The 7,112-nt window shown below is 70.3% G+C and carries 3 protein-coding genes and 1 pseudogene; all 4 read left to right on the top strand.

Annotation, left to right across the window (positions count from 1 at the left end; translation table 11 throughout):
* Positions 1-11 precede the first annotated feature (11 nt).
* The 4 genes and pseudogenes from SPR02S_RS27680 (at position 12) to SPR02S_RS27665 (ending at position 7,098) form a co-directional block, all read left to right on the top strand.
* A complete protein-coding gene (locus SPR02S_RS27680; RefSeq protein WP_063746273.1) occupies positions 12-785 on the top strand; it encodes a class I SAM-dependent methyltransferase in 774 nt (257 codons plus the stop codon).
* Positions 782-5,071, top strand: coding sequence for a DUF3367 domain-containing protein (locus SPR02S_RS27675; RefSeq protein WP_019060265.1), 4,290 nt, complete (start codon positions 782-784; stop codon positions 5,069-5,071). The genes SPR02S_RS27680 and SPR02S_RS27675 overlap by 4 nt, the downstream gene beginning before the upstream one ends.
* Positions 5,068-6,361 (top strand): annotated as a pseudogene (locus tag SPR02S_RS56500) (condensation protein). Before SPR02S_RS27675 ends, SPR02S_RS56500 begins: the two are co-directional and overlap by 4 nt.
* On the top strand, positions 6,358-7,098 hold the full coding sequence (locus tag SPR02S_RS27665) for a class I SAM-dependent methyltransferase (RefSeq protein ID WP_019060263.1): 741 nt from the start codon (positions 6,358-6,360) through the stop codon (positions 7,096-7,098). The pseudogene SPR02S_RS56500 and the gene SPR02S_RS27665 overlap by 4 nt, the downstream one beginning before the upstream one ends.
* Positions 7,099-7,112: the final 14 nt, after the last annotated feature.

Raw genomic sequence — 7,112 nt, 5'->3', positions numbered from 1 at the left:
CGGAGCCGCATATAGATACAGCCCCGCGCCCCTTTAGGGGCGCTCCAGCACACCGGCGATTCAAAGACCCGTCTCTCCAGCGCTCGCTCACGCTGTTTCGCGCCTTCCTGCATGAGCAGGACGACCCGGAATCCTGTTACTCGTTGCTCGCCACCGACGCTGTTGATCAAGTTGAGGCCTATGACGGGCCCGTCGCCGGCCGCACCGTCGTGGACGTCGGTGGCGGGAGCGGGTATTTCACCGAGGAGTTTCGGCGGCGTGGCGCTCACTCCTACCTCTTCGAGCCGGACGTACGGGAGTTGGGGCGGAAGCCGCCGGACGGGACCGTCATCGCGGACGGGTATTTGTTGCCGTTGTCCGACGGGGTCGCGGACGTGACGTTCTCCTCCAACGTCCTTGAGCATGTGGCCGATCCGGAGACGTTTCTCAGTGAGCTGGCTCGGGTGACCCGGCCCGGTGGGCTGATCTATGTGTCGTTCACCAACTGGCTGTCCCCGTGGGGCGGTCACGAGTGGGCGCCCTGGCACTACCTCGGTGCCGAACGGGCCCGCGCCCGCTACCGGCGCCGTACCGGAAAGCCGGCCAAGCACACTCTCGGCGAGAACCTGTTCGCCGTGCACATCGGTGCCACCCTGCGGCAGGTCCGCGCCCGTGATGACGTGATGGTCGTCGCGGCGCGTTCCCGCTACTGGCCCTTCCTCGACCGAGCCGTCGTAAAAGTGCCCGGGATAAGGGAGTTGGCCACCTGGAACCTCCTCCTCATCCTCCGGCGGTGTCCACCATGACGGCGACCACGGTCCAGGCCCCGCCCCCGGCGGCCGACCCCACCACGACCATCGCGGGTCCCCCGGAGGGCCCGAGGTCCTGGCGCTGGTTGCTGGGGTTCTGGGCCGTGGTGTTCGTGCTGTTCCTCGCCGTGCACCCGGGGCGGCAGACCTTCGACACGAAGCTCGGCGTCACCGTGGACCCCGGTCAATTCCTGTCGGACCTTGGGCAGTTGTGGCACGACCGGGGTTCGTTCGGCGGTATCCAGGACCAGTACGCGGGCTACCTCTGGCCGATGCTGCCGTTCTACTGGCTGGCCCACGCCGTGCACCTCCCGGTCTGGCTGGCGGAACGGCTGTGGTTGTCCCTCGTTGTCTCGGTCGCCTTCTGGGGTGCGCTGCGGCTGGCCGAACGGCTGCGTGTCGGCAACTCCGCGTCCCGGCTGCTCGCCGCCGTGACGTACGCGTTGTGGCCGGTGTTCACGATCGTCGTGGGGTCGACGTCCGCCGCGGCCCTCCCCGGTGCCTTCCTCCCCTGGGTCCTGCTGCCGCTCACCAACGAGCGTTATACGGCCCGGATCGCGGCCCTGCGGTCGGCGTTGATCGTGCCGTTCATGGGCGGTGTCAACGCGGCGGCGACCCTCGCCTCCCTCCTCCCCGTCGGCCTGTATCTGCTCTCCCGCCCATCAGGACCGCGGCAGCGCAAGCTGATCGCGTGGTGGGTGCCCGGGGTGATCCTGGCGACGGCGTGGTGGTGGATCCCGCTGCTGATGCTCGGCGTCTATGGCGAGAACTTCCTTCCCTACGTGGAGACTTCGCAGACCACGACCGAGACCATGTCGGCGACGGAGGGCCTGCGCGGGGCCGGTGACTGGGTCGCCTATCTGCACCTCGGGGAGGCCTGGATACCGGCCGGCTGGACGGTCGCGTCCTCGGTGATCGTGATCGTCTGCTCGGCACTGGCGGCGGGGCTCGGCCTCGCGGGGCTGGCCCGCCGGGACATGCCGGAGCGGCGTTGGCTGGTGCTGATCGGGGTGTCGGTCGCGCTGGTCCTGTTCGCCGGGTACGGCGGCTCGTTCGGGGCGCCCTTCCACGGGCTGGTGCAGGACTGGCTGAACGGCCCGCTCGTCCCCTTCCGCAACATCTACAAGTTCCAGGCGGGCCTGGCCCTCGCACTCGTCCTGGGCCTGGCCCACCTGGTCGGTGTGGCCGCCGAGACACGCGGCGCCCGTCCGGTCCGGGGCCGCCGACTCGCTCCGCTGATCGCGGCGATCCTCGTCCTGCCCGGTCTGGCGTGGCCGTATCTCAACGGGTCGATCCTGAACCCGGGTTCGTTCCAGCAGCTCCCCAAGTACTGGCAGTCCACGGCGGACTGGCTGCACAAGTACTCCCCCGACTCCCGCGCCCTGGTCGTCCCGGCGACCGCGCACGGCATCTACACCTGGGGCTCCCCCATCGACGAGCCCCTCGACGTCCTCGCCAACTCCCGCTGGGCGGAACGGGATTACGTCCCCATGGGCACCCCCGGCAACCGCCGAGCGATGGACGCGGTGGAGCAGGCGCTGACCAGCGGCGGTGAAGTCCCGGGCCTGGCCGACTACTTGAGCCGGGCGGGCGTCTATTACGTCGTCGTCCGCAACGACCTCGACCCCGACCAGATCGGCTACGTCCCGACGACCACCGTCAAACGCACCCTGGAACAGTCCGGCTACCAGCGGGTGACGGGCCTCGGCCCGATCATGACCGGCGGCCGGATAGCGAACGACACCCCGCTCCAGGTCGAGGGCCTCTACCCGCGCCAGCGTGCGGTGGAGATCTACGAGCCGACGAGCAAGGACGTGATCCGCCCCGGCCAGGCGGGCCTGACGCCGGTGTCCGACACGGCGGTCGTCTCCGGCGGCCCGGAGTCGCTCCTCCCCCTGGCCACGGAACTCAGGGGCAGGGCAACGGTGTTGACGGGCGACAACCACCCGGGCCTGGGCTCACCCCCGCTCCAGGTGGTGGGCGACGGACTGCGTCGCGCCGACACCCGGTTCGGCCTGGTCGACGCCAACACGTCGTACACCTACACCCCCGACGAACGCAACGCGCCGGACGCCGTCCAGGACGCGGGCAAGAAACCGAAGCAGATCCTGCCGACGAAGGGCATCGCCCACCAGACGGTGGCGGAGTTGCGCGGCGCCCGCTCGGTGACGGCGTCTTCGAGCGGCAACTGGCTGTTCTCGCTCCCCCAGTTCGACCCGGTGAACGCCTTCGACGGCGACCCGGACACCGCGTGGGCGGAGGGCGCGGCGGGCTCGGCGAACGGCCAGTGGCTGCGCATCGGCTTCACGGGCGGGTCGTACGACATGCCGGGTTCGTTCAAGGTGACTCCGCTCCCGCAGGAGAGCGTGCGGGCGGCGGCGACGGAGGTGCGGGTGGAGACGGCGAAGGGATCGGCGACGAGCTATCTCCAGCCGAGCGGCATGCCTCAGACCATCAAGGCGCCTTCGGGCTCCACGAGTTGGATGAAGCTGACGATCGTCGACTCGGTGGCCCGCCGCACCGGCCTCACCGGCGCGGGCTTCTCCGAGATCGCTCTCCCCCACATCCAGGTCACCCGGCTCCTCAAACTCCCCACCGACGCGAACACCACCGACGCCTCCGCCGAGATCATCTCCCTGCACCGCACGGCCGACCCGACGGGCCTCTCCCCGACGGGCACGGAGGCGGGCCTGCACCGCACGTTCTCGACGTCGGCGGCGGGAACGTACGAGATGAAGGCGACGGCGGTGGCGACCCCGGGCGAGGAGTTGGACAAACTCCTCTACGAGGTCGCCCCAGCCCAACAACACCGCATCACGGCAACGGCCGACTCCACAGCGGCACTTGGCACGGGCCTCTCCGCCCGCAACCTCACGGACGGCGACCTGACGACGGGCTGGATGGCAGGCGACCGCCCGACGATCCACCTCACCTGGACCGGCAAACAGGCAGTGGGCGAAGTGGTGTTGGCCCCCGCGGGCGGCCTGTCGACGCGCCCGACCGAGGTGGACATCACGTCACCGGACGGTTCGACGATCGCGGGCGTGGACGAGAACGGCGTGACCCGCTTCGACCCGATCACCACGGACAGCCTGACCATCACGATCACGAAGACGGCCCCGCTCACACTCCACAACCCGATAGCGGACGAGAACCTCCAACTACCGGTAGGCCTGACGGAGGCCTACATCCCAGCCCTGGACCAGTACCGCACCCCCCAGCCGAACCCGTCCCGCCCCTTCACCCTGCCCTGCGGAAAGGGCCCGGTGGTGGCGGTGGACGGCGAGCTGTACGGGACGAGCGTGACGGGGACGGTACGGGACCTCACGGAACGGCGTTCGGTGGAGGTGACGCTCTGTCAGCAAGGCAAGACGGACGGGGCGTTGGAGCTGACGTCGGGAACACACCGGGTGGAAGCGGGAAACGCGGGCCCATTGACCCTCACGGGCGTGACGCTGACCCGGGGAACGGTCACCGAACCCACCGCCCAGACACGCGAGTTGACGGTCCAGGACTGGCTGGGCGACCGCCGAGAGGTGGCGGTGGGCGCGGGCGCGGCCTCGTACTTCACCACGTACGAGAACTTCAACGACGGCTGGAAAGCCACCCTGAACGGCAAGGAGTTGACCCCTCTCCGCCTGGACGGCTGGCAACAGGGCTGGCGAGTCCCGGCAGGCGCGGGCGGCACGATCAAGCTGTCGTATGAACCGGCGACGACGTACGAGGCCGGCCTCATCGGCAGCGGAGTCGCAGTCGCCGCCCTCCTGGCCCTGGTCATCTGGCGCCGCGACGAGCCCAACCCCGACGAGTTCCAACCACCCCCGCCCCTACCCGGCCTCTGGCTCGGCACGGTGGCGCTGACGCTGGTCGGAGCGGTGATAGCGGGCTGGTTCGCCCTACTGGTCCCGGCATTGGCGTTGCTCGCATACCGCCGCCACGCTCTCCTGGTCCCGATCGCGTTCGTGGCGCCGGCGGGGGCGGGCATCGTGTCGGCGACGGGAGCGGGAGACCCGGTGGGCGCAGGCGAGGGAGCGTTCAGCCGCGTGGCTCAACTCCTGGCGTTGATAGGCCTGTTCGCGGCATTGGTGAGCGTACGAGAGCGCTCCGCTCCGGAACCAGCACCGATCCCACCCCTGCCTCAAAGAGCGCGAGGCACGAGCGCCCTGGGCGAGGAGTCAAGCCGAACAATCTCAGCACAGGCCAGGGGAAGCGCCCCTATAGGGGCGCGGGGAACTGCGCGACCAGCCCCCACCGACCCGCAGCCAAGGGACGAGCCGGAATGACCACACTCGACCAACCTCCCCGTACCAACACCCGCATCCCCTTCCCCACAGTCGACGAGATCGCCCGCCACTGCCACCAATCCGCCGAACCGGAAACCGTCCACATAGAGGTCCACCTCCCAGGTCCCGTAAACGCGGAACGCCTCCGCACCGCCTTCGCAGAGGCCCTCCACCACCACCCCCGCATCCTCATGCGCGAGGCCCCCGGCCCCTGGTACCGCCGCCGCTACGAATGGGAGCTGACCAACTCCCCGGACCTGGAGGTGGTGACCTTCCCACCCCCCACCAAAGACGCCCTCAAACAGGCCCGCACCCGCTCCCTCACCCACACCCCACCCCTCACCGCATCCCCACCCATCCGCCTCGAAGCCATCGAACTCCCCCACGGAACCGCCCTGATCCTCACGGTCAACCACACCGCACTCGACGGCCCCGCCTGCCTCCGCGTCCTCGCCACCGCAGCGGAGCGCTACGGCGGCAAGGAAAACACCCCGACCGCCCCACCAACCCGCCCCCCGGACAGGCCAGAACCCCCCACGGACACCCCCTCCGTGTGGACCCCGCCCGCCCGAGTAGCCCCCGGCACCCCGCCCCACCCCCGGCGGCAACGGCCTCCTCCTCACCGAACTCCCCGTCCCCCACCGCCCCAAGGGCTCCCCCTACACGGTGAACGACCAACTCATGGTCACGACCGCCCTGATGATCGCCCACTGGAACCGCGAACACGGCGCACACCCCCGCCCGATGCGCATCACGATGCCCGTGGACGACCGCCCCCGAGGCACGGACATGCCGATAGGCAACGGCACGCGACTGGTCGAAGTCACCTTCGCCCCAAGCGAGTTGACCACCACCCCCGCCCACCCCATGGCCGAACTGCTCCACCGCACGGCAACCCGGACCCGCGCCCTCAAAGCCCTCCCCCGCCCCCAACTGGGCCACGGAGCAACCCTGTTGACCGCCCCGGTCGTCCCCGTCGCCTGGCGAGCCACCCTCACCCGAGGCCTCCGCAAGGCAGCCGCCCCCTGGACCTCGACGACCCTCCTCAGCAACATCGGCCGCATCCCGTACACCCTGGACTTCGGCGCCCCGGCGGGCCGCGCGCACGCGGTCTGGTTCTCCGCCCCCGCCCGCATGCCCCGAGGCCTCACCGTGACGACGGCGTCCACCGCAGGAAAACTCCACGTGGCCCTCCGCTGGTCCCGCACCCTCCTCGGCCCCGGCGACGGAGCCCACCTCCGCGACCTCTTCGAGCACTACCTGCACACGACGGAGGAGCACCCGGCATGACGACCACGACCCCGCGCCACCCCACTACACACGACGACCTCCGCGACTTCTACGAGAACCCCACCGTCCCCGTCGCCTCCGGCCCCTCCCGCACGCTCCGCCAGGCCCGCATCCTCGCCACCGCCCTGGGCCCGCCCACCGAACAGCCCCGCACCGTCCTCGACATCGGCTGCGGCGACGGCACCGCGGCCGCCACCGCAGCCCCCCTCCTCACCGGCCACCGAGTCATCGGCGTCGACTGGTCCCAGGACGCCCTCACCCGAGCCCGCACCCACCTCCCGTACACCGTCCGAGGCGAACTCACCGCGTTACCACTCCACTCGGCCGCCGCCGACGCCGTCCTGTTCAGCGAGGTGATCGAGCACCTCGTCGACCCGGACACCGCCCTCGCCGAGATCCACCGCGTCCTGCGCCCGGGAGGCCATCTCATGCTGTCCACACCGAACTTGGCCGCCTGGTACAACCGCGCCCTGCTGCTCGCCGGAGTCCAGCCCGTGTTCTCGGAGGTGAGCCTGCGCGCGATCCACGGCCGCCCGGGCAAGGAGGTCGTAGGACACCTGCGGCTCTACACCCCGCGTGCGCTACGGGAGTTCGTGACGGCGGCCGGCTTCGAGGTCGTAGGACTCAAGGGCGCACCCTTCCACGGCGTACCGCGACCGTTCCGCCCCCTCGACCGACTGGCCTGCGTCAGACCGCAGTTGGCGTCGATCCTGCTGCTGCACGCGCGGAAGACGTAGGGGGCGCGGCCGTG

This window comes from Streptomyces prunicolor NBRC 13075 (assembly GCF_000367365.1).
Taxonomy (GTDB): domain Bacteria; phylum Actinomycetota; class Actinomycetes; order Streptomycetales; family Streptomycetaceae; genus Streptomyces; species Streptomyces prunicolor.
This window is presented reverse-complemented; position numbering and strand designations above follow the sequence as displayed.